Genomic DNA, 21118 nt, shown 5'->3' with positions numbered 1-21118 from the left:
GAGCCTAAACCTTAGTTCAGGTCAAAACGGTCTGCGTTCATGACTTTCGTCCATGCCGCGATAAAGTCTTTTACAAACTTCTCTTTCGCATCATCACACGCATAAAGTTCAGCGAGTGCTCTCAGTTGAGAATTAGAACCAAAGACTAGGTCAACACGAGTTGCTGTCCATTTCTTCTCACCCGTCGCTCTGTCTGTACCTAAGTAAGCGCTGTTGTTTGGACAAACAGGTTTCCATTCAGTCGCCATATCAACAAGATTTACGAAGAAATCATTGCTTAAAACGCCAACCTTATCGGTCAACACGCCATGAGGCGTATTGTTGTGGTTCGCGCCTAGTACACGCAGACCACCGATAAGTACCGTTATCTCTGGCGCTGAAAGACCAAGTAGTTGTGCCTTATCAAGCAGCATCTCTTCTGCTGGCACGGTAAACAGCTTTTTAGAGAAGTTACGGAAACCATCCGCTTCTGGCTCTAAAACTGCAAAAGATTCAGCGTCTGTGTGCTCATCTGTCGCATCAACACGGCCTGCTGAGAATGGCACATCGACATTAAAACCACCATCTTTAGCTGCTTTTTCAATCGCAGTGTTACCTGCCAGAATGATCAGGTCAGCAATTGAAACACCACGGTCATTAGTGTTGAATGCAGAACGAACGGATTCTAGTTTGGTCAGTACCTTGTCCAACTGTTCTGGTTGGTTTGCTTTCCAATCTTTTTGAGGAGCCAAACGGATACGAGCACCATTTGCACCACCGCGGTAGTCTGAACCTCGGTATGTCGATGCACTAGACCACGCTGTGTAAACCAGTTCAGATACCGTTAGGTCAGTTGCTAGAATCGCTTGTTTCAGCTCCGCGATGTCGCTGTCTGATAGTGCACCAAAGCTTGCTGCTGGTAATGGGTCTTGCCAGATCAAATCCTCTGCTGGAGACTCTTCACCCAAGTAACGGCTCTTCGGACCCATATCACGGTGAGTTAGCTTAAACCAAGCGCGAGCAAAGGCGTCAGCAAACTCTTCAGGATTCTTGTGGAATCGTTTTGAAATCGGACCGTAGATTGGGTCCATGCGCATCGCCATATCTGCTGTGGTCATGATGGTTTTCACTTTCACAGAAGCGTCGTGGGCTTTCGGTGCCATGTGATCTTCAGTTACGCCAATCGGCTCCCATTGCCACGCACCTGTTGGGCTTTTCACTAGATCCCAGTCGTAACCAAATAGCATGTCGAAGTAGCCGTTATCCCACTGAATTGGGTTTGGTGTCCAAGCGCCCTCAATGCCGCTGGTGGTTGTGTCGTCGCCTTTACCGCTGCCGAAGCTGTTTTTCCAGCCAAAGCCCATCTCTTCAAGTGGTGCCGCTTCTGGCTCTGGACCCATAGCTGATTCAGGGCCAGCACCGTGCGTTTTACCAAAGGTATGGCCACCAGCGACTAGAGCAACGGTCTCTTCATCATTCATACCCATACGAGCGAAAGTATCGCGAATGTCTTTGCCTGATGCGAGGATAGTAGGCTCACCATTCGGACCTTCTGGGTTTACGTAGATTAGACCCATCTGTACGGCTGCCAGTGGCTTTTCAAGCTCACGGTCACCAGAATAACGCTCGTCACCCAGCCATTCGCTTTCTGCACCCCAATAGATATCTTCTTCTGGTTCCCAAATGTCCTGACGACCGCCAGAGAAACCGAAGGTTGGTAGACCCATTGATTCGATTGCCACGTTACCCGCTAGGATAAACAAGTCTGCCCATGAAAGGCTGTTGCCGTATTTTTTCTTGATAGGCCAAAGAAGACGACGCGCTTTGTCTAGGTTGCCGTTATCTGGCCAACTGTTGAGTGGTGCAAAGCGTTGGTTACCCGTGTTACCGCCCCCGCGTCCATCTGAAGTTCGATATGTGCCCGCTGCGTGCCAGGCCATGCGGATCATGAATGGGCCGTAGTGGCCATAGTCTGCAGGCCACCAATCTTGAGAGTCTGTCATCAGAGCTTCAAGGTCGGCTTTAACAGCTTTGAGATTCAGCGCTTTGAACGCTTCAGCGTAATTGAAGTCTTCATCAAGCGGGTTCGACTTAGTATCGTTTTGGTGGAGGATTTTTAGGTTCAATTGGTTAGGCCACCAATCGACGTTTTTCGTTGCTTTACCACCAAGGGTTGTATTCCCGCCGTGCATTACAGGGCACTTGCCCCCATTACCATTTTGCTCACCGTGCATATCTATCTCCTGATTGTGACACAGTTAAACGCTCTCCAATTCCACTTAGCGATGAGCTAAATCTGTTGGTGCGCTGAGATAACCATTTGTAAACTATGGTCTATATCGTTGTGTTTTAAGAATGGCATCAAAGCTGAAAAAAAGCAGATCACTTATTTCTATTTCTTTGATAGAAAAATCCTATTGATCTCTTTTAGGAAGGATGGTCGGCAGGTGAGTTAGGGTGCTTGATTTGGATAAAAAAACGCCTCAAACGAATTGTTCCGTTTGAGGCGTTGTATTGTTTAGCCGAAACCGTTACTTAGTGTGAAAGATTTGCTCGGTTTCCAAGTGAGTCATTGCGCGCACTTGACGCCAGATGTAGTAAAAAATACCAAACATCATCAGCATGCTTGGGATTGCAATTGCTGGGTAGCTGTAAAGAGTGAGTTTGCCTAGCTCTTCGTTAAACGCTGCTGTGCCTGCAGGGCTAGTCACAATCCACGTCGCTAAGAAGTAGTTCATTGCTGAAGAGAAAGCGAACGTACTTGCGAATAGGTAGTTTGAAGACATCAAGCAGCGATCAAAGGCTTCTTTTTTGCCGTTGGCTTCAAGACGTTCATTGATGAGCGGCAAGTTAAGCACGCTGTCGTTAAGCAGCATTTTTTGCATCAATGGGTAGCGAGTAAAGGTTGAGCCCAATACCGCTAAGCCGATAAGCCCCGGAATCAAGGCTTCTTTAAGTGCTAACCAACGAGTGTCTAGCTCCAGTAGACCAATGCCACCCGTTAATAAAACGCTGATGAAACCAAGAGCTGCGATGAAATTGAACTTCTTGTTACGGATAAGATCCATGCCACCGTAAATGACAGGAAACAGCAAAGCAACAACCAGCGCCATGGCAGTGCCTAGGTGTTCTTCACCGCTAAACTTCATCAAGATAAAAGATGGGATAAATACGTTAAAAAGGATCTCGAATAGGGGATTCGACTTTTTTTCGGTCGTGTTGTTCATAATGCTTTATTGACTCTGTTATATCGATGCTAGTTACTTCATTAGAAGTGTCGATTGCATGGCAGCAGATGTAAAGTGTTCATGCGTCGCGTTGTGTAACGAGTTATGAAATATTTGCCGCCATTGAGCCACAAACTGGAGAGTCAGGCAAGGATACAGGGTCAAAAGTTGTCACGAGAAGCGAATACAGTGGCTTTTATTCTCTATATTTCCTTTCGGTCAGTTGGGCACGGGTTTTTGCAATATAGGCCGTCCAACGTCTAAAAAGTGAAACCACTGCAATTCGCTAACTCTCTGATGTTCGGTTAAAAAGGAGCAAATGCGTCTAGTTTGTCAGTAGGAGTGGTCCAACGCTGGGTGGCATCGATAGATGTATAGTTAGCATCCTGCATCGGAATTTGCCCACGATTTCCATACAGCCACAACACGATGTTTGAACGTTCACCTTGGGTGATTGGGTGAGTTGCATGGGGTACATGACCTCTATGGATCAACGCTACGCCCGGTTCAAAGGTTTGGTCAACTAACCCTCCGGTTGTTGGATCATAAAAGCTGACTTCAGAACCTGAGAAGGTTTCTTCAGGAAGGTTCATGTTGATGTTCATCGTTACCGAAGACGCATCAGTATGCATTCTCAAAGAAGTATCCGTGTTTGGTTCATATCGAATTGAAAAACCGAATGTTTGTGCATCGTAACCGACTATTTCAGGGAACAGAAGCCGGGCGATCGGTCTCATGTACTTATCCAGCATTTCACGATAGAACGTCTGAAAGCTTGGTGCGGCTAGATAACCTTCCGAACGTGCGTCCAACATTGCACCACCTCGATTCAACGCAATGCCGTAAGGTGGTCTTAGTGGGATGTCTGCACTCGAAGCAGATGAAAAGTAGTTGCGAAGTTCTTTGATTCCATCAATATCAAAGAATTGAAACTTGAAGACGCCAGGCGCTACTTCGCTTATCAACTCTTTAACTAAGTTTTCTTTCGCTGGGTCAGCCCATGAATTATTGATCGCATCACGCAATTTATGATCGATAAGTAATTCCGTTAATGGCGCTAAGTCCTGACTCATTTCCCATTCACGCCATGCGTTCTCAAAGAGTGCTCTATTGTTGTTCCAGAATGCGTGGACTTCAGGTGATCTCTTTAACATTGCATCTCGGGTTGGGCGTTGCACGTCGCGTGCTTGTTGTAATTGGTTCAGTGTCATCGTTCCATTTCCTATTCTGATTTCTTATGGAACGAACTTATTACTTCTCATTTCGTAGATAAATAAGCCCAATAAAGAAACACTATCAACAAATCGTTGAAAAATAGCTCCAATAATCAATTGAGAGAGGGATTAAGCCATAAAGTCACCCACTTGTTTTGGTTGAAGTGTATTCGCCAACGCCCTGTTCTTAGCTCGTTTTTTATCGTTTTGGGTTCTATATTTAATGATAAACGATAAATTTTTGTTGTTTATTCGTCATCTCTGATTATAATCAAGTCTACATACCAATATGTTGGAGAGTTCATATGAAAGAAATTCAGAGATACAGCCGTAACATTAGAGTGGTTTTGCAGGCTTTAATGTTGTTGCTTCCACTGTCAGTGGTCTACTTTTGGGCATTTGTCCAAACACCTTGGGATTTCTTAACGACGACTGGCATTATTCAGTTCAGTCACGATATATCGAGCTACACATCTCAACCGCTTTCCATCGAGACAAGAATGTGGGCGCTAGTTGTGAGTCTTCTTCCTTGTGGTGTTATCTTCTACGCGCTTCTGATCTTAACCAAGCTATTTAAGAGTTATGAAGCGAGTGAAGTGTTTACTGTTGAGACGGTGAAGTATTATCGCAAGTTAGGGTTGAGTTTCTTTTACTGGGCATTTGGGGGGCTTGTTTATGGTGGTCTCATTTCTGTGGTTCTGAGTTTCAACAATCCTCCAGGACAACGAATTTTATCTATTAGCTTTACAGGCTTAGATGTTGTTACACTGTTTTGTGGAATGATTGTATTGGTTATTTCATACGTTATGAATGAAGCTCAAAAAATTGCTGATGAGCAAAGACACACCATCTAAGGCGCGAAGCATGAACATAGTTATTAACCTTGATGTAATGATGGCGAAACGCAAAATGCGTTTGAAGGAGCTGTCTGAACAGGTTGGCGTCAGCGAACAGAATCTATCGATTCTAAAAAATGGTAAGGCGAAAGCGATACGATTTAGTACGTTAGAGAAGATATGTGAAGTCTTAGAGTGCCAACCCGGGGACATCATCGTCTATCAAGCGACTTAAGGAGGGTTGCTTGGGCTATAATCCGATGTTGCAGCCCAACCTTAATGAGCGATACTATATGCCTCTTTTGTTCGCCAAGGTTTCACGATGTCAGACGAAGAATTAGCGCTAGAGTGGATGCGCCAACAAGCTCACAAAATCGACCCATATGTTGAGAACCCGAGTTTCGACGAATGCGCTGAGCTGCTTGAACCTGCTTTTAAGAAAGGTAAAACGATCGGTCAGCTAAAGTTTCTGTTAGGCGAAGCAGACCGAAGAGCAGGTGCGGCGGAACGTAAACACGCAGCGCTGAAATATGCGAAAGAAAAAAGTCCAAACGCAGGACAAATTTTACGATTGCAAAGTAAGCTTCAACAAGTTCAATTGGCGCTTAAGTTAGCGACGGGAGATAACAATATGACCATCTCTCAATTCTGTGCCGAATATGAAGTGAGCAAGCGAGACGGAAGTACTGCTTGGCATGAGAAATTAGTACAGCAGGGTAAGAAACGATAGCTTCAATGTAATTGATGCTGGTTTCAAAGCGAGCTCTACACTTTAACATTTGGTTTAAGTGATTCGAAAAGCCACTGATTTATCTAACGTTAAGATAAATCAGTGGCTTTTTTAGTTTTGGTCTTCCGAATAAAGTTAACTTTGTCATATCGCGTTACGTTTCGCGTGAGAATGAATGGTGTGAACATGGCTTTGGTTGTTATATTATAACAATATGTAAAGCCGTAAATGTTAACCATGAAATCTTACCTGTTATTTATCTACTCCTTTCTGCACATAGTGCCTCGCTTTATCAATCATTTGTTGAATGCTCGCCTTAAAAGAATGGCTTTCTCTTGTCTAGCATTGCTCTTTTTGGCTCCTAGCTTACAAGCTCATCCCCACTCTTGGATTGAAATGAAAACCCATATAGAAGGGGAGAGTGGGATGATCACCGGCCTGTCGATGGAGTGGTCGTTTGACGCCATGACCTCTATGTACATGCTCGATGGTGAAGACATAGCCGCAGAGAGTGAAGAAGAGACCTTTAAGAAACTTGCGTCATCAGTCATAGATAACATGATGTATGAGCACTACTTCACTTACTTTTATGATGGTGAAACGCCAATAAAATACGCCATCGCCGAGAACGCTAAGTTCAAGCGAGATAAAGCGAAACTTGTGATGACTTTCGATCTACCACTGTCTAAGCCTAAGGCGGTGACGAGAGATACGTTACGACTATTGATTTTTGACCCGAGCTACTTTGTTGATATGTCGTGGGATTCTAAGAGCGACGTTAGCTTGTCTCCTGAATTAGAAAGGCAGTGCTCACTGGATCTAGTTGAACCTAATCCAACCCCAGAACAGATGAGCTACGCAATGTCGCTATCGGTTGATGCTGATCCTGATAACACGTTAGGCCAGCTTTTTACTCAAACTATTAAACTCAACTGTGCCACAGTCACCGATTCTCAGTGATGTTGTTGGTTATAAATGAACAATCATAGGTGCTAATCCAATGCAGAAAAGTCAATTCAAAATAAACCACTGCCTGATCGGTGCCGGCGCAGCACTGCTTGTTATTGTTGGTCTATATCAACTTTGGACAATGTGGCCGTCTTTGGTTTTATCGAGTATTCAGTGGCAAAGAGAAGTAAACGCCCAACTTGCTGATTTGCTCTATGAAGCAAAGTCTTCACCATGGGTTGCAGGGAGTTACTTAATTGGTTTTAGTTTTGTCTACGGTATGCTTCATTCACTGGGACCTGGACACGGCAAAGTGATTGTTTCGACATACTTAGCAACGCATCCCACAAAGGCTAAAGCGAGTTTGGTGCTTACTGTCGTTTCCGCATTACTGCAGGCATTGGTTGCTATTCTGCTGGTTAGTGTTTTGATTTGGGGCTTCAACGCTTCAATGCGCGTAGTGAATGATAAAGCAAATATGTTTGTTTTATTGAGTTTTGCTTTGGTTGCTGCTGTTGGTGCTTTGATCTGTTGGAAAGCGCTGCGTAATATCTATCAAACTATGCGTAAACCTAAACTCAAAGTGAAAGCCATTACTGACCTGGCGACGAGTGGACAGTCACCGCTGACAATGCAAGCACCAACCTTAAACTCGATAAGCATTCAAAAGCCAGTTTCTCATACGCATCACGCAGACTGTGGATGTGGCCACCAGCATGTCGCTGACGCAGAGGCAATTAATAAAGCTTCAACCTTACGAGAATATACCGGGATTATTGTTACTATCGGCGTGAGACCGTGTACTGGTGCGGTTATGGTACTGCTGTTTGCCAATGTTGTTGGTATGTATTGGATGGGCGTATTGAGTGCGTTGGCGATGGCTGTCGGCACCGCGTTGACCACTTCGCTGATCGCCATAATGACGCTTACTGGAAAACACTTAGTAAAACGTTATCTATCGGCAGGTAATAAAAACGGTAACGAAACATGGAAAGTTGCCGGCCATTACTTGCAGCTGTTTGGTGGAATGTTACTAATCGTCATCGGAACTCTACTTCTAAATGGACAAGAGAGCGGCATGTCGCCTGTCTTTACGATGTAATGTTATCGAGTGAACAGGTGGATTATATATAGAAAAAAGGATTGGTATGCCTACCAATCCTTTTTGACTGACCTTCCTAACGATCATTCGTTAGATGAGACTTCTGAGTAAACAGTTGTTGTCATCACACCTTGAAATAAGCGACTTCTTGCTTGAGCTGAGAAGCTAATTCATTCAGTGCATTGGTCGCATTATCATTACTCTGCATATGCTCAATTGACTCACTAGACATTTGTGAAATATCGCCCATTGCGTGTGAGATATCGCCAACAACCGTTACCTGACTCGACGTTGCTAATGCGACTTCTTTGACTTTCTTGAGAGAGTCATTGGCTTGCTGCTCGATATTTTGAAGTAATTCTGAAGCACTTTGAGTCTGCGCTTTACCATTTTCAACCTGAGGCTGCGTTGTGTTCATGGCGGCTACTGAGGCAGCTGTTTCGGTTTGAACTTCGTTAATCATAGTCGCGATCTGAGAGGTAGCATCACCGGTTCTTTGAGCCAAACTACGCACTTCATCGGCTACAACAGCAAAGCCTCTACCAGATTCACCAGCACGGGCAGCTTCGATAGCGGCATTCAGCGCCAGTAGGTTGGTCTGATCAGAGATTTCACTGATTACGTTGACGATACTACCAATTTGTTTCGTTCTGTCTTCTAGGCGCTCAATTTGTTCCACTGTTGTGTTAACCGTTGAGGAGATTTTCTCCATCTCTAGTGCAGCCTCGTTCACTACTTGACGACCTTTAAGTGCAAACTCCACTGTCATCTCTGAATTATCTTCTGTATGAGTCGCGATAGAGGATACCTGATCGATACTGTGACGCAGTTCGTCCAACTTTTGAGCCGTTTCTTGCGTCAATCTCGCTTGGTGAGTCGCCGATTCTAGTACTTGAGAAGAGCCTTGGGAGACATCCTCAATTTTACCTGCAAGACTATTTGAAGCCCCGATAATGTTCTTGACGATGCTGGTTATCTTTTGGTTCATATCAGACAACGAATCAAGAATACTGCCGTGATAATTGTTGGACGCGACATTCGTGAGATCCCCTTGCGCCATTTGCTTAATTGCCGATTGCGCAACAAATGGTTCACCACCCAGTGATTTTCTGAAGCTGCGCTCAATAAGAACTCCAATAACGACAGAAACAATGAGAGAGATAAGAGTAAGGATTAGCATGAGGTTTTGGAAACCGCCAGCAACCATTCTCGCTTCAGGTGTGAGTTTTTGGTTCTCCGCTTCTTGGTAATCAATAAACTCATTGATGGTATCTAGCCATGTGATAAATGCCGGCCTGACTTGATCAAGGACGACATCCGTTACTGGCTGCATGTCTTTTTTTGCGGTCAAGATTTCTTCAACTAAAGGAAGAGTGTGTTTTTGAATTTCATCTATTCGAGCAAGAATGTCACGCTCTTTGCTTGAGAATGGAGCACCACTGGCCAACATTCTTTCCATATTTTGCTCAGATTCGGTATAGAAACTTTCAAGTTCACGAATCGTTTTCTCGAACGACATGACTTCTTGTACGTTTCTTGCGATTGCAACATCACGAATGGCAATGGCTCTGTCATGAACACTGCCGCGGTAATTAATGGCATACCGCTGTTTAACTGAGTTTATGTCAGTAATCTCAGCAAGCGTTTTGTCGATGGAGTTAACCTTTTGGATCCCTAAAATGGTCAACAGAGTCATTAGAGCTAGTATGGCCCCAAAGCCAAAAGCTAGGCGGTTCCGAACAGTCATCGTTGATAAGTAGTTCACGCTACACCTCATTTATAACCCTCAAAGAATAGAGGGCGGTTTGTAGTTTTTTTGGTGATGCATGTTAACACTATTACAACATTTGGTGCATCTAACTTAAACGGGCTACCATATTTGCTAATCACTGTTCAGTTGTTTTTGGCAAAGACCTATCAATCTGAACATTGATCCATTCGAACAGTTAATAACAATAGATAGCTAAACTACGCATTAATAAATCTAATGTGGGAAGTTGGGTGTTGGTAAGCGGAATGATGTGTGGATATATGGCTTTCTTAAGAATGGGAAAAGCAAGCTCTGCTCGATCGTGGGCTGTAAAAACACAGTAAATTGCCGAGCTATTCTGTAAACCGAATATCGCTCAGAGGGAAATTGGTAACGATCAATCTCAAAGGGTATGGTTGTTTTTGAACGAATGTTCACCAATGTCATAATAATACAGAAAATGCCACTTTTAAATTGACGCATCAACATGTTCAATGTCTATCTTTTTGAATCTAAACATTTATATTTACTATGTTATTTTGTAAAGTGAGTACTCAGCTTGGGGTTGATTTATCAACCTCGAAAAAAGTGAAGGAGCATGCTCCTTCGCTTTTTTTAACTAAACTCAATAATGGAGTTATCAATGAGTTATAGATGGGCACTTTTTCGTCATAATTATTCATTTATAGGCGCTGCTTTCGAACTGTTTATTGTAGCACTATGCATTTTTTCATTGGCGTTACCTCTTGTATCTGAAAGCTTGCTTACTTTACAAATTTCATCAGCTTTACTGCTCTTCTGTTTTATCTTAATGTTTGTTTTTGCTCGAAGTGACAAACTACGCAGTTCGATGCATTGAGCCAACGAAACTACCTCAGTTCGTACCGAAATCACACCTTTATACCGGCGCGGTTTTGCTTACCGCGCGCCATATTGTCACCATCTTTCCCATACCTGTAATTATTCATGATTTGCTAATCTAGCAAGCTCACTGATACATAATCATTCATAGCTAAGTTGTCCTGATTAGTCGGGGGTTATGATGTTTGTCGATCAGAATATCTTGTTGATTAGCAAGTTAGCTTCGGTCTGCTCAATGCCATCGATAGAGCGTATTCGGCCTAGCACGCCACCCAACATTGAAAGATTTGGGCTGCGTAGATTGGCTATCAGGTCCCATTTTCCATTCGTGTGATACACGCTTAATACCTCAGGAAAACTCTGCAGGTTCTTAAGTACATTGTTCTCATCCTTAGCCGCTACACAAATGCTAATGATTGCTTCTACCTGACTCTGCTCAGTATCTTCGCTAAGTTTGACTGTATAACCGAGGATCACGCCTAACCTCTCCAGCTTGCTGATCCGGTTTTGTACTGTAGCGCGTGATACCTTCAGGTGCTTGGCGAGATTAACTACTGGCATACGTGCATCTTTTCTTAGCAGAGCGATTAACTCGCGATCCTTGTCGTCTAGGTTGCTCACGCTTTCTCCTGAATAGTTTTTTACTGACATATTGATAAATGATGCTATCAAAATGCCAGTTCTAGATAAATATTTGTACACTTTTCTGTCTTTTTGTTGGCTTAAGTCGCGTCTAGACTATCTCCATTCACAGTATGCATTGGAATAATAAGAGATTGAGGAGCTGTTGGATGACACTATTTTTGGATGTACAAGCGTTAGGCCGCCTAGTGAATACGCAAGGTGCCGATACTTTCATGGCTGATCTACTTGGATATATGGAACAAGATTTCTGTCGTTGGCCAGAGTTTGATAAGTCGGCTCGAACCGCAGCGCACAGCGAGGTTGGGGTTATCGAATTAATGCCAGTCGCAGACCATAATCTATATGGCTTCAAATACGTGAATGGCCATCCATCTAACCCAAATCAAGGCCTCTCGACGGTAATGGCGTTTGGTGCTTTGTCCGAGGTGGCGACTGGTTATCCACGCTTGCTGACCGAGCTGACTATTTCAACCGCTCTGCGTACAGCGGTCACTTCTGTGATGGCGGCTAAGGCGTTGGCACGAAAAGATAGCCAGTCTATGGGGGTGATTGGCTGCGGTGCTCAAAGCGAGTTTCAGGCCATCGCATTTCATGCCATTTTAGGTATTAAAGAGCTGCGAATCTTCGATATCGATTCGGATGCGATGGATAAGCTAGCTGCGCATCTTGAGGCTTACCCTGATCTAAAGGTGATCAAAGCGGACAGCGCAAAGTCGTGCGTGCGCGGTGCTGATATTGTCACAACGGTGACCGCGGATAAGGCGTATGCGACTATCTTGACGCCTGATATGGTTGAGCCGGGTATGCACATCAATGGCGTGGGCGGGGATTGTCCGGGTAAAACCGAGTTGCATCTTGATGTATTGCTTGGTGGCAAAATCTTTATAGAACATGAGCCGCAAACTCGTGTTGAAGGGGATATCCAACAGTTGCCAGATCTGCACCCTGTTTACCCACTATGGGAAGTGATTGCGGGTAAGAGCATTGGACGGGAAAGTGAACAGCAAGTCACTATCTTTGATTCGGTTGGCTTTGCCCTCGAAGATCTTTCAGTACTGCGTTATATCTATGATCTTGCTACTCAGCTCGGCTTTGGCGAAACAATAGAGTTAGTGCCACGTATGAGCAATCCTAAAGATCTGTTTGGTCTGATGAAAGCGACGCAATAACTCGTAACCTGGCGCGTTTAGATTTGCGCTGTTGTTGCGGGTTAAAGTGACAAAGAAAGAAAATGCCCATTAGCAATAGTCGCTAATGGGCATTGAAAACTTGTTTACCTCTGAGTAAGAGGATTACTCGTAGTCAGAAGCGTATGTGTCTTCGTAAGAGTGTGAGTAGAACTCAAATAAGTTACCAAACGGGTCTTCTAGGTAAACCATTTGTGCTTGTTTTAGTTCGTCTTCTGGGTGGTAACGGTGAATATCCATACGCACTTTACCGCCAAACTCTTCAACACGTTTGATTGCTGATTCAAACTGCTCTTTTGGTAGTTGCAAACAGAAGTGGAAGATACCTAGACGAGAGAAGTCAACGTTATGACGTTCTTCACGGTCAACCATCTCGAATAGCTCAACGCCAATACCATCTGATGTTACTAGGTGGGCAATGTTGAAACCTTTGAAACCTTCACCAAACACAGCAATACACATACGGCCAATTGCTGACTCACGCTCTTCCATCACTTTAGTGTTGTTCATTACAACGCGAAGACCTAGCGCTTTCGTGTAGAACTCTACCGCTTTGTCCATATCGCCAACCATGATTCCAACGTGATTCATTTTCATATTCTGCTCCAAAATCTGTCTAGATAAATTGTCTTGTTTTCAGCGTTTCGCTTCGATGGAGAGAATAATAAGATGTTAGATTGATTAAATGAAATTATCATAATTTATATTAATAATAATTTTTTATTATTGATGTGATTGGAGAAATAGTTCAATAAATCTTGTTCGAAAAATTCGAATTAATGCATCAAAACTGTCGGATTCTTTCTGTTGGCAGTGCCACCTAGACTGTTTACCAACAGCTGAGGGAGACCAGTTAAGCGACCTCATATTAAACGAACAACTTTAAGGACAAGATGATGAAAGCATTAATTCAAAAACTCGTACAATCAAACGCTGGCTTTGGTGCATTGGCACTTCGAGTACCGGTTGGCATTATCTTTATGGCACACGGCGCTCAGAAACTGTTTGGCTGGTTTGGTGGTTATGGCCTTGAGGGCACAGGGCAATGGATGGCATCAATTGGTCTTGGCCCTGGCGTGTTGATGGCCTTGTTAGCGGGCAGCGCAGAGTTTTTCGGTGGCCTGTTTATTCTTCTTGGGTTACTTACACGCCCAGCCGCGGCTTCACTAGCGGTAACGATGTTAGTTGCAATTTTTGCGGTTCATTTTGAAAACGGCCTTTTCATGTCAAACAATGGCTACGAGTTTGGTTTAGCGCTACTGGCCGCGAGTGTGTCTTTGGCGTTCTCAGGTGCAGGAAAAGCAGCCATTGACGAAACTATAGCTAAAAAGCTGGCTTAAACCGCTAGCTGAAGGGGGAAATCATTATGATCACACTACGTCATGCAAACGATCGAGGAACAGCAAATTTCGGTTGGTTAGATAGCAAACATACATTCTCATTTGGTCACTACTACGATCCAAAGCACATGGGGTTTTCGGCATTGAGTGTGATCAATGATGACCTAGTCAAGCCGGGCGCGGGCTTCGATACTCATGGACACCGTGACATGGAGATCATTAGTTACGTCCTTGAGGGTGTGATTGAGCACAAAGATAGCGAAGGTAATGTACAAACGTTACCTGCTGGAGAGTTCCAACTCATGTCTGCCGGGAGTGGTATTTATCACAGTGAATACAATGGTTCACAGAGTGAGGACTTAAAATTCCTACAAATTTGGATACAACCAAATACTGTCGGCAATAAGCCGGGTTACCAACAGAAAGATTTCGGTAACAACACTGGCCTTACGGCGATAGCAACACCCGATGGTCGTAATGGCACCCTGCACATAAAACAAGATGCCACTCTGCACCAGCTTATCCTGGAGCCAGGACAGAGTATTGAGCTACCGATTATCAAAGGCCGGAATGTGTATGTTCATCAGGTCACTGGGCAGCTGTCTGTTGATGAAGTGCTTCTCGATGCAGGAGACGGCGCTAAAGTGGAAGCTCAGAATCAGTTGAAATTTGCTAACCAATCAAGCGAGTCAGTTACGGCACTGGTGTTTGATCTGCCATAACAAAGAGTTCCTAGGCGACCCATTCTGAGTGGGTCGCTTTTCGTTATTGGTGGTCTATGGCCAAGGTGCCTGTACATCTAAAAGAGTGTGCTTCTATCTCTTCAGGTAATTCTTCGCAATTTGCGCAATCGTTGCGATGATGTCTGACTCTAGCTCAGAGGCTTCAGAGGAGAGGTTATAAAACAAAACGCAATCTTGCCTAATCAGCTCTGGCGCTTCAATGAGATTCAGCTGTCTGATCTCTCCCTTATCAATGTAGGGTTGCATGTCCGCTTTTGCGGATACTGTCCAACCGGATTGCTTTAGTTTCTCGATGAGCAGTGTTTTGCTGGAGACTATTTCGCTATGACAGCTGACATTAGTGTGTCGCAGCCCATTTGAACGATCATTTTCAGTGATAAGTTGAAGCTCAACACTTAATTCCGCTATCGATATAGGGTGATTGGGTAGGGAAGATCTTTGCGCTGTGAACAGCCCTAACTCACAAGTCCCCAAGTTGATGTTACCCACACCTGAAGTCGGGTGGAGATTACCAAGCCCAGGCATGATCGCGATAAATGCGTCTCCGTCTTCGACACGTTTTAAGCTCTCATTTCTATCCTTCTGCAACCAATCAATCGCTATCTCGTTGTGCTTTTGTTTAACGCTACTATCAATGAGTGAGAGTAGTTGAACTGGCGTTGAAGAGTCATGGTAGATGCTGATTCGACTTAATTCGCCTTTGTAAGCTGAGAAGGCAATATTTTCAAATTCTAACGATTGACGAGCCAGCAAGCGAGCGCGAGGGTAAAGCCGATGGGCAATACTTGTAGGCTGTGCTTTCTTACCTTCAATAGTGAAAAGCTCAATCCCCATTAAATCTTCCAATGCATTAATACGCTCACGCACTGTAGAGCGAGCTTTGTTGAGTTGAACGCTCGCTGCGCTATAGCTCTGAAGTTCGTAAACAGTAGTGAAACAGGTAACTTGCTCAATCGAGATCATGAACTCACCCTTGTACGTTTAAGGCGTACATTATGGATTTATATGTTCGAAATTATCACGATATTCTTGCTGCGTACACAAAGACTATTCTTGGAGAGTTTGAACATGAAACCATCATTACTTACTGCCGTTATTGCGAGCACTTTCTCTATCGGAGCAGTTGCAGAAATCAAACCTATGTCGACAGTACCTGCAAAGCCTGCCGAGCAAGTGACATTGAGTAACTACACAGAGCATCCATACAATCATTGGTCGTTTCAAAATATGGGTATTCACCCGGTGGTGATGGTTCCGCGAGACGGTGCGATTAGTGAACTTCCACATAATTTAAGACCTGAAATTATTGAGCACAAATTTAAGTATGGCGAAACTGAATACACTTTTCGAGACGCGATGATCAATGACTTCACTGATGGGTACATCGTTATTAAGGATGGCAAAGTCCTGCATGAGGAGTACTTTGGCGATTTTGGCCATAGAGACAAACACCTTTGGGCGTCGAGTACCAAATCACTCGTTGGCCAAGCACTGGGGTTGTTGGTAGAGCAAGGCAAAGTCGATGTGAATGAGAAGGTGAGCAAATATGTAACCGAGCTTGCTGGCACTCACTTTGGTGAACAGTCTCTGCGCACCGTTCTGAACATGACATCTGCGCTCAACTACCGTGAGGACTACGTCAACATGACGCCAGGCGAGGTGCATTATGAATATTTCCGCCGCTTAGGGTTTGTGCCTGGGTATGACTTAATGGCTATCGACCCAACCAAAGATGACACGCCGCGTGACCTACTCAGTTTTGCAGGTATGTTTGAACAGTCTGAAGATTTACCAATCAACAACACCTTTGAATATCACAGCCCAAATGTGGATGTTATCGGGTGGGTGATTGCGCGAGTATCGGGGCAGCCGCTGAACGAATTCATTGCAGACAATATTTGGAACAAGCTTGGCACTGAGCATGATGCCTTCTTTATGTCTGACATCGGCTATAACCCAATCGCAACCGGTGGATTTAACACGACATTGCGCGATTTTGCTCGTGTGGGTTTGGCCATGGTCAACAATGGGCAATACAACGGCGAACAGGTTTTCTCCGAGAAGTGGGTGAAAGATTCATTCAATGTGGATGAGCAAGACAGAAAGGCGACCAACAACAGTATCTACAAACAGAAAGAGGGCGCAGTGTATGACTCTCATCTAGAGGGGTACAAGAACTTTTTGTGGGTGCATGACTCTGAGAAAAATATCGCGACCTACCGAGGTGTATTTGGTCAGTTCCTTTACATCAACCAAGATAAAAATGTTGTTATAGCGACGTTCTCTTCTGCCGACAGTGCTTCCAATGCAGCAAGGGAGACTTCCAAGATTCGACTGGATGCTTTTGAGTCTCTGGCAAACTCTCTTTAATTTTCCAACTACACAAGGCGTTCAGAAGAGCGCCTTATTTCTATCTGATGGATATTCGTATCGGTAGATAAAAAAGTTGCGATTCGATGTTGACCTGTCTATAGCTTTACACTTTATAGTTTGATTATTGAAAACGCTGAGACGTTAAATCGTTGTCGGCGAATACTCATTAATCGGATACACAGATATGAACATTAGACATGAATCAGAACTAGACATAAATTACATAGAGTCAATCACTTACCAAGCATTCGAAAATCACCCTCACCATGAACCAGGTGCAAAGCCGACTGAACATTTGATCGTGAGCAGATTGCGAGAAGCAAACGCATTAACGCTTTCTCTTGTTTGCGAGGAAGAAGAACAACTCATCGGACACATTGCTTTGTCTCCAGTGCTAATTGGTGGGAGCGAAAGCCGATGGTTAGGTTTAGGCCCTGTGTCCGTAGCTCCTTCTCATCAAAGTAAAGGTATTGGAGGTGCATTGATTCGCGAGGCACTTTCACAAGTGCAAAGCTTAGGTTTTGAGGGCGTTGTGTTACTCGGTGAACCTCAATATTACGGCCGATTCGGCTTTAAAGCACAGCCAGAATTAACGTTATCAGGTGTGCCAGCAGAGTACTTCCTAGCATTGTCATTCAACGGTGAGTTCCCTGAGGGCGAAGTGAGCTATCACTCAGCGTTCTTTGGTTGACTTGTCTACAACTTCATAGTTTAAAGTAGTGAACTTAAGCTAAAAAGAGTGAGCGTAAACCATGTATCAAATATCTGAGCTCGCAAAGAAAGTAGGGCTGTCGCGAACTGCACTGCTTTATTACGAGAAGCAAAACCTTATCTCTGGTCGCCGATTAGAGAACGGGTATCGCGTATACAGTGACAAAGATGTGCAGCGTGTGCGCTTGATTCAACAGTTACAAGCTGGTGGTTTGACGCTGCAGGAATGTAAGATTTGCCTTGAGGCTAAGGTAGACAGGCAATTACTTCAGAATCGACTCATAGCATTAGATGAAGAGATAGAGCAGAAACAAAAGTCACGAACCCTATTAGCGGCGATGCTCGGAGAGGGTGACTTAAAGGCATGGCATGAAGGGCTAGATAAACTGGCTCCAGATGCTCATCTTGATTGGTTAATGAAGCAAGGCTTTAGTGAGAAAGAAGCGTTGCGATTGAAATGGTTATCAAAAGATATGAACGAACATAATCTCTATATGGCTGACTTTATGCGTGTATTTGAAACGCTAGAGCGATGGGGACCAGGCAGCGAAGAAGAAACTAAGAAAGCACTGTCGCGAGTACCGACTAAGCCGACTAAGATCCTAGAGATTGGTTGTGGTAAAGGGCTGGCGACACAAGTATTGGCAGAACAGACTGAAGCGACGATTACCGCGATTGATAATGAACAGTCAGCACTAGACAGATTAACCGAACGATTTGAGCAACTCGGATTGTCTCAGCGTCTCGAAACGGAATGTTCGAGTATGACTGAGTTACCTTTTGCGAAACGAAGCTTTGATCTAATGTGGGCTGAAGGCAGTGCTTATATCATGGGCGTAGAGAAAGCCCTTGCTGCGTGGAAAGATCTGCTAAGTGATAATGGTTACGTCATGATCAGCGACATGGTTTGGCGCACGGATTCGCCGAGCAAAGAATCTATCGACTTTTGGAACCAAGAGTACCCAGATATCCAACTGGTACAAACGCGTATCGAACAGATGAACAAGATGAGTTATCAGGTCGTGGACCATTTTCCAATGAGCGAGGAAGCATGGTTGAACTATTACGGTCCATTAGGTGAAAGAGTCGCTGAGCTTGAGAGCGAAATGGCGGAATCGCCAGCGTTTAAAGATATTAAACATGAAGTTAATTTATGTACGCAGCGCGCTCATGAGTTTGGCTATCACATGTTTGTACTGGCGAAACGTTGATTTGTACGCTCTGATAGGCAACCACTTTCTCTGTTCAACTCAATCACAATGATAAGCGGACCTTTTGGGTCCGTTTTTTGTTGGTACTTACTGCACTGTTTTTGTTCAGGTTTCTTTTGATAGGTTTTACCTACTGAATTGATAGAAAAGTTCAAATTTACCCTCCTAAAGATTCGATGCAATATAACCCCAACAGCGCAAGAGAGCGCAAACACAAGCGAATTATTGAGAGAGCAAAATCATGATCAACACAGAAATCAAACCATTCAACGCAACGGCATTCAAAAACGGCGAATTCGTAGAAATCTCAGAGCAAGACGTGAAAGGTAAGTGGGCAGTATTCTTCTTCTACCCAGCAGATTTTACTTTCGTATGTCCTACTGAACTTGTAGACCTACAAGAGAAATACGCAGAGCTTCAATCTCGTGGCGTGGAAGTTTACTCAGTATCAACAGACACACACTTCTCTCACAAAGCATGGCACGACACTTCTGACAAGATCGGTACTATCGAGTACTTCATGGTAGGCGACCAAACTGGCACTATCACAAACAACTTCAACGTAATGCGTGAAGGTCAAGGCCTTGCAGACCGTGCTACGTTCCTAATCGACCCAGAAGGTGTTATCCAAGCAATGGAAATCACTGCTGAAGGCATCGGTCGTGACGCTGAAGACCTACTACGCAAAGTTAAAGCGGCTCAGTACGTTGCAAACAACCCAGGTGAAGTTTGCCCAGCTAAATGGAAAGAAGGTGAAGAGACTCTAGCGCCATCTCTAGACCTAGTAGGTAAGATCTAAGCATCTGCTAACCCGTTCTACAGGCGTGCCTTAGCCTGCCTCCTAAAGGGCTTTGGTGCGCCGACCTACATCTTAACGCTTCACCATGACACCGAGATATGTCCGCTTGGTTTTACGAAAGTAAGTCATATGGTGGGGCGTAAGTTCTCCCTCTGTCCAACACGTTCTTGTTAGAAACTTGTCGCAAATTCGACACCACTCCTATGGATTTAGGAGTGGCTTTTTTGTTGTTACTTCAAAGCAGCCAAAATTGTCTCGGCTTTGCTTGCTTCAAATTGTTTTGGTTCTTCAACATTGAGTTGTGTGACTACGCCATTTTCCACGATCATTGCGTATCTTTGAGAACGCACGCCACCAAAGGTCGCGGTATCCATCTCTAACCCAAGTGATTTAGTAAAACTTGCATCACCATCGCCAAGCATCAGAATCTCAGATGCGTTGTGTGCCTTACCCCATGCGCTCATCACAAATGCGTCGTTAACAGACACACATGCAATCGCGTCAACGCCTGCGGCTTTGATTTGGTCTGCTAAAACAACATAGCCAGGTAGGTGGGCTTCAGAACACGTTGGTGTAAATGCGCCTGGGACTGCAAAAAGTACGACTTTCTTGTTTGCAAAGAGCTCTTCAGTTGAGTGATTCTGCATTCCTTCATCGGTCAGTTCGCTAAGAGTTGCACTCGGTAATGTTTGGCCTTGCTGGATCATGTTTGCTTTCCTTGTTGTGTTTGTAATAAACAGTGTAGCGAGCAATGGTGGATTGAACCACCGACAGAAAGTAAGGGATTGAGAATATTACTAAAAGTGAGCAATAGACTATTCGCATCACTCGCGATATCTTGCTGCTTACTTAAGAGTTTTTTCTGGATCAATGATCTTTGATAACTCGTTGAAGGTTAAAAACAGGATAGATGAAGATTTGGCGGCAGGGTCAGCACAATGCTCGTTAGCTCCGTATTGGTTTAATAAGCTTGGCGTGGAAACTCTGAGTGTTCGCCAATTATCTAAAGCGGGTGGTCTGTTTCATGTCGAGAAGGCTTCAGACTCGTTGATCACCGTTATCGCCAATGTGACTCTTCGAACATAAACAGTAGATAAGCGTAAAAGGAAGTTATGAAATTATCTGAATTACAAAACCACATCAAAGCGTTTGATCATGCCCCTGAGCTGTCGGAACACTATTTCTTAAAGTTGATAGAAGAAGTTGGTGAAGTGTCGGAAGCCATTCGTAAAGGCCAAAGTGGTCAGCCAGCATTAGAAGAGTTAAAGGGTTCGATTGCTGAAGAGTTGTATGATGTTCTCTACTACGTCTGTGCTTTGGCAAACATCTACGACGTGGACTTAGAGAAAACTCACGAACTTAAAGAAGTTCTAAACAAGGCTAAATACAACCGTTGATCGAGGGCAATAAATTCAGCTTATGTTTGAAAGATCTCAACTTTCTTTTCCTTAATACAATACCT

Annotated in this window: 21 protein-coding genes and 1 pseudogene; 14 read left to right on the top strand and 8 right to left on the bottom strand. The window is 44.2% G+C overall.

All coding sequences use genetic code 11. From position 1 onward, the window contains the following. Positions 1 to 11: 11 nt before the first annotated feature. The 3 genes from katG to VFDL14_RS13735 all read right to left on the bottom strand — a co-directional run bounded on the left by katG (position 12) and on the right by VFDL14_RS13735 (position 4417). On the bottom strand, positions 12 to 2213 hold the full coding sequence (gene katG, locus VFDL14_RS13725; protein ID WP_032550740.1) for a catalase/peroxidase HPI: 2202 nt from the start codon (positions 2211 to 2213) through the stop codon (positions 12 to 14). A gap of 297 nt (positions 2214 to 2510) precedes the next feature. Continuing rightward, positions 2511 to 3206 carry a VC0807 family protein gene (locus VFDL14_RS13730; protein WP_032550739.1) on the bottom strand — a complete coding sequence of 232 codons (696 nt, stop codon included), beginning with the start codon at positions 3204 to 3206 and terminating at the stop codon, positions 2511 to 2513. Between the two features lie 305 nt (positions 3207 to 3511). Next, positions 3512 to 4417: a 2OG-Fe(II) oxygenase gene (locus VFDL14_RS13735; RefSeq protein ID WP_032550738.1), complete on the bottom strand. Its 906-nt coding sequence runs from the start codon at positions 4415 to 4417 to the stop codon at positions 3512 to 3514. Positions 4418 to 4725: 308 nt separating this feature from the next. Here VFDL14_RS13735 and VFDL14_RS13740 point away from each other — a divergent pair, with 308 nt between their 5' ends. The 5 genes from VFDL14_RS13740 (at position 4726) to VFDL14_RS13760 (ending at position 8036) form a co-directional block, all read left to right on the top strand. Further along, a complete protein-coding gene (locus VFDL14_RS13740; protein ID WP_032550737.1) occupies positions 4726 to 5274 on the top strand; it encodes a DUF2975 domain-containing protein in 549 nt (182 codons plus the stop codon). Positions 5275 to 5284: 10 nt separating this feature from the next. Further along, positions 5285 to 5491 (top strand): helix-turn-helix domain-containing protein, encoded by a 207-nt coding sequence (locus VFDL14_RS13745; RefSeq protein WP_032550736.1) that lies wholly within the window; start codon positions 5285 to 5287, stop codon positions 5489 to 5491. A gap of 87 nt (positions 5492 to 5578) precedes the next feature. Then, on the top strand, positions 5579 to 5986 hold the full coding sequence (locus VFDL14_RS13750; protein ID WP_032550735.1) for a hypothetical protein: 408 nt from the start codon (positions 5579 to 5581) through the stop codon (positions 5984 to 5986). 324 nt (positions 5987 to 6310) lie between these two features. Further along, on the top strand, positions 6311 to 6946 hold the full coding sequence (locus VFDL14_RS13755; protein WP_235201687.1) for a DUF1007 family protein: 636 nt from the start codon (positions 6311 to 6313) through the stop codon (positions 6944 to 6946). 40 nt (positions 6947 to 6986) lie between these two features. Further along, positions 6987 to 8036 carry a nickel/cobalt transporter gene (locus VFDL14_RS13760; protein WP_032550734.1) on the top strand — a complete coding sequence of 350 codons (1050 nt, stop codon included), beginning with the start codon at positions 6987 to 6989 and terminating at the stop codon, positions 8034 to 8036. A gap of 124 nt (positions 8037 to 8160) precedes the next feature. Here VFDL14_RS13760 and VFDL14_RS13765 read toward each other — a convergent pair whose 3' ends face one another. Both VFDL14_RS13765 and VFDL14_RS13770 read right to left on the bottom strand, forming a co-directional pair. Next, positions 8161 to 9801, bottom strand: coding sequence for a methyl-accepting chemotaxis protein (locus tag VFDL14_RS13765; RefSeq protein WP_032550732.1), 1641 nt, complete (start codon positions 9799 to 9801; stop codon positions 8161 to 8163). 1038 nt (positions 9802 to 10839) lie between these two features. Further along, positions 10840 to 11268 carry an Lrp/AsnC family transcriptional regulator gene (locus tag VFDL14_RS13770; protein WP_032550731.1) on the bottom strand — a complete coding sequence of 143 codons (429 nt, stop codon included), beginning with the start codon at positions 11266 to 11268 and terminating at the stop codon, positions 10840 to 10842. A gap of 170 nt (positions 11269 to 11438) precedes the next feature. On the opposite strand from VFDL14_RS13770, the gene VFDL14_RS13775 reads away from it, so the two are divergent. Continuing rightward, a complete protein-coding gene (locus tag VFDL14_RS13775) occupies positions 11439 to 12461 on the top strand; it encodes an ornithine cyclodeaminase (RefSeq protein ID WP_032550730.1) in 1023 nt (340 codons plus the stop codon). Positions 12462 to 12584: 123 nt separating this feature from the next. Here VFDL14_RS13775 and VFDL14_RS13780 read toward each other — a convergent pair whose 3' ends face one another. After that, complete coding sequence (locus VFDL14_RS13780) at positions 12585 to 13076, bottom strand: VOC family protein (RefSeq protein ID WP_032550729.1); 492 nt, start codon at positions 13074 to 13076, stop codon at positions 12585 to 12587. A gap of 299 nt (positions 13077 to 13375) precedes the next feature. Between VFDL14_RS13780 and VFDL14_RS13785 the strand changes: the two genes are divergently transcribed. Both VFDL14_RS13785 and VFDL14_RS13790 read left to right on the top strand, forming a co-directional pair. Further along, positions 13376 to 13819 carry a DoxX family protein gene (locus VFDL14_RS13785; RefSeq protein WP_032550728.1) on the top strand — a complete coding sequence of 148 codons (444 nt, stop codon included), beginning with the start codon at positions 13376 to 13378 and terminating at the stop codon, positions 13817 to 13819. 26 nt (positions 13820 to 13845) lie between these two features. Beyond that, positions 13846 to 14541, top strand: a complete 696-nt coding sequence (locus VFDL14_RS13790) for a pirin family protein (protein ID WP_032550726.1) — start codon at positions 13846 to 13848, stop codon at positions 14539 to 14541. 93 nt (positions 14542 to 14634) lie between these two features. Here the strand turns inward: VFDL14_RS13790 and VFDL14_RS13795 are convergent, their stop codons facing one another. Beyond that, entirely contained in the window at positions 14635 to 15525 is an 891-nt protein-coding gene (locus tag VFDL14_RS13795) for a LysR family transcriptional regulator (RefSeq protein ID WP_050487387.1), read from the bottom strand. 105 nt (positions 15526 to 15630) lie between these two features. Here VFDL14_RS13795 and VFDL14_RS13800 point away from each other — a divergent pair, with 105 nt between their 5' ends. The 4 genes from VFDL14_RS13800 (at position 15631) to ahpC (ending at position 19656) form a co-directional block, all read left to right on the top strand. Further along, positions 15631 to 16932, top strand: coding sequence for a serine hydrolase domain-containing protein (locus tag VFDL14_RS13800; protein WP_032550871.1), 1302 nt, complete (start codon positions 15631 to 15633; stop codon positions 16930 to 16932). 187 nt (positions 16933 to 17119) lie between these two features. Continuing rightward, positions 17120 to 17626 carry a GNAT family N-acetyltransferase gene (locus VFDL14_RS13805; protein ID WP_032550725.1) on the top strand — a complete coding sequence of 169 codons (507 nt, stop codon included), beginning with the start codon at positions 17120 to 17122 and terminating at the stop codon, positions 17624 to 17626. 61 nt (positions 17627 to 17687) lie between these two features. Next, positions 17688 to 18857, top strand: a complete 1170-nt coding sequence (locus VFDL14_RS13810) for a MerR family transcriptional regulator (protein WP_032550724.1) — start codon at positions 17688 to 17690, stop codon at positions 18855 to 18857. A gap of 241 nt (positions 18858 to 19098) precedes the next feature. After that, on the top strand, positions 19099 to 19656 hold the full coding sequence (gene ahpC, locus VFDL14_RS13820) for an alkyl hydroperoxide reductase subunit C (RefSeq protein WP_032550722.1): 558 nt from the start codon (positions 19099 to 19101) through the stop codon (positions 19654 to 19656). Between the two features lie 230 nt (positions 19657 to 19886). On the opposite strand, the gene VFDL14_RS13825 is transcribed toward ahpC, so the two are convergent. Then, positions 19887 to 20363 (bottom strand): peroxiredoxin, encoded by a 477-nt coding sequence (locus VFDL14_RS13825; RefSeq protein ID WP_032550721.1) that lies wholly within the window; start codon positions 20361 to 20363, stop codon positions 19887 to 19889. Positions 20364 to 20562: 199 nt separating this feature from the next. Between VFDL14_RS13825 and VFDL14_RS13830 the strand changes: the two are divergent. Together VFDL14_RS13830 and VFDL14_RS13835 are read left to right on the top strand one after the other, a co-directional pair. Continuing rightward, positions 20563 to 20742 (top strand): annotated as a pseudogene (locus VFDL14_RS13830) (PhzF family phenazine biosynthesis protein); the annotation flags it as partial. Positions 20743 to 20768: 26 nt separating this feature from the next. Then, entirely contained in the window at positions 20769 to 21053 is a 285-nt protein-coding gene (locus VFDL14_RS13835; protein WP_032550719.1) for a MazG nucleotide pyrophosphohydrolase domain-containing protein, read from the top strand. Positions 21054 to 21118 lie beyond the last annotated feature (65 nt).

It is taken from the genome of Vibrio fortis (assembly GCF_000695685.1).
GTDB classification, from domain to species: Bacteria; Pseudomonadota; Gammaproteobacteria; order Enterobacterales; family Vibrionaceae; genus Vibrio; species Vibrio fortis_A.
This window is presented reverse-complemented; position numbering and strand designations above follow the sequence as displayed.

What these genes read in the sequence shown, in the direction of transcription:
- VFDL14_RS13780 (WP_032550729.1), bottom strand. Translation starts at nt 13,076, where the DNA reads ATGAAAATGAATCACGTTGGAATCATGGTTGGCGATATGGACAAAGCG.
- VFDL14_RS13740 (WP_032550737.1), top strand. Translation starts at nt 4,726, where the DNA reads ATGAAAGAAATTCAGAGATACAGCCGTAACATTAGAGTGGTTTTGCAG.
- VFDL14_RS13795 (WP_050487387.1), bottom strand. Translation starts at nt 15,525, where the DNA reads ATGATCTCGATTGAGCAAGTTACCTGTTTCACTACTGTTTACGAACTT.
- VFDL14_RS13805 (WP_032550725.1), top strand. Translation starts at nt 17,120, where the DNA reads ATGAACATTAGACATGAATCAGAACTAGACATAAATTACATAGAGTCA.
- VFDL14_RS13800 (WP_032550871.1), top strand. Translation starts at nt 15,631, where the DNA reads ATGAAACCATCATTACTTACTGCCGTTATTGCGAGCACTTTCTCTATC.
- VFDL14_RS13755 (WP_235201687.1), top strand. Translation starts at nt 6,311, where the DNA reads ATGGCTTTCTCTTGTCTAGCATTGCTCTTTTTGGCTCCTAGCTTACAA.
- VFDL14_RS13825 (WP_032550721.1), bottom strand. Translation starts at nt 20,363, where the DNA reads ATGATCCAGCAAGGCCAAACATTACCGAGTGCAACTCTTAGCGAACTG.
- ahpC (WP_032550722.1), top strand. Translation starts at nt 19,099, where the DNA reads ATGATCAACACAGAAATCAAACCATTCAACGCAACGGCATTCAAAAAC.
- VFDL14_RS13775 (WP_032550730.1), top strand. Translation starts at nt 11,439, where the DNA reads ATGACACTATTTTTGGATGTACAAGCGTTAGGCCGCCTAGTGAATACG.
- VFDL14_RS13730 (WP_032550739.1), bottom strand. Translation starts at nt 3,206, where the DNA reads ATGAACAACACGACCGAAAAAAAGTCGAATCCCCTATTCGAGATCCTT.
- VFDL14_RS13735 (WP_032550738.1), bottom strand. Translation starts at nt 4,417, where the DNA reads ATGACACTGAACCAATTACAACAAGCACGCGACGTGCAACGCCCAACC.
- VFDL14_RS13760 (WP_032550734.1), top strand. Translation starts at nt 6,987, where the DNA reads ATGCAGAAAAGTCAATTCAAAATAAACCACTGCCTGATCGGTGCCGGC.
- VFDL14_RS13750 (WP_032550735.1), top strand. Translation starts at nt 5,579, where the DNA reads ATGTCAGACGAAGAATTAGCGCTAGAGTGGATGCGCCAACAAGCTCAC.
- VFDL14_RS13790 (WP_032550726.1), top strand. Translation starts at nt 13,846, where the DNA reads ATGATCACACTACGTCATGCAAACGATCGAGGAACAGCAAATTTCGGT.
- VFDL14_RS13785 (WP_032550728.1), top strand. Translation starts at nt 13,376, where the DNA reads ATGAAAGCATTAATTCAAAAACTCGTACAATCAAACGCTGGCTTTGGT.
- VFDL14_RS13810 (WP_032550724.1), top strand. Translation starts at nt 17,688, where the DNA reads ATGTATCAAATATCTGAGCTCGCAAAGAAAGTAGGGCTGTCGCGAACT.
- katG (WP_032550740.1), bottom strand. Translation starts at nt 2,213, where the DNA reads ATGCACGGTGAGCAAAATGGTAATGGGGGCAAGTGCCCTGTAATGCAC.
- VFDL14_RS13745 (WP_032550736.1), top strand. Translation starts at nt 5,285, where the DNA reads ATGAACATAGTTATTAACCTTGATGTAATGATGGCGAAACGCAAAATG.
- VFDL14_RS13835 (WP_032550719.1), top strand. Translation starts at nt 20,769, where the DNA reads ATGAAATTATCTGAATTACAAAACCACATCAAAGCGTTTGATCATGCC.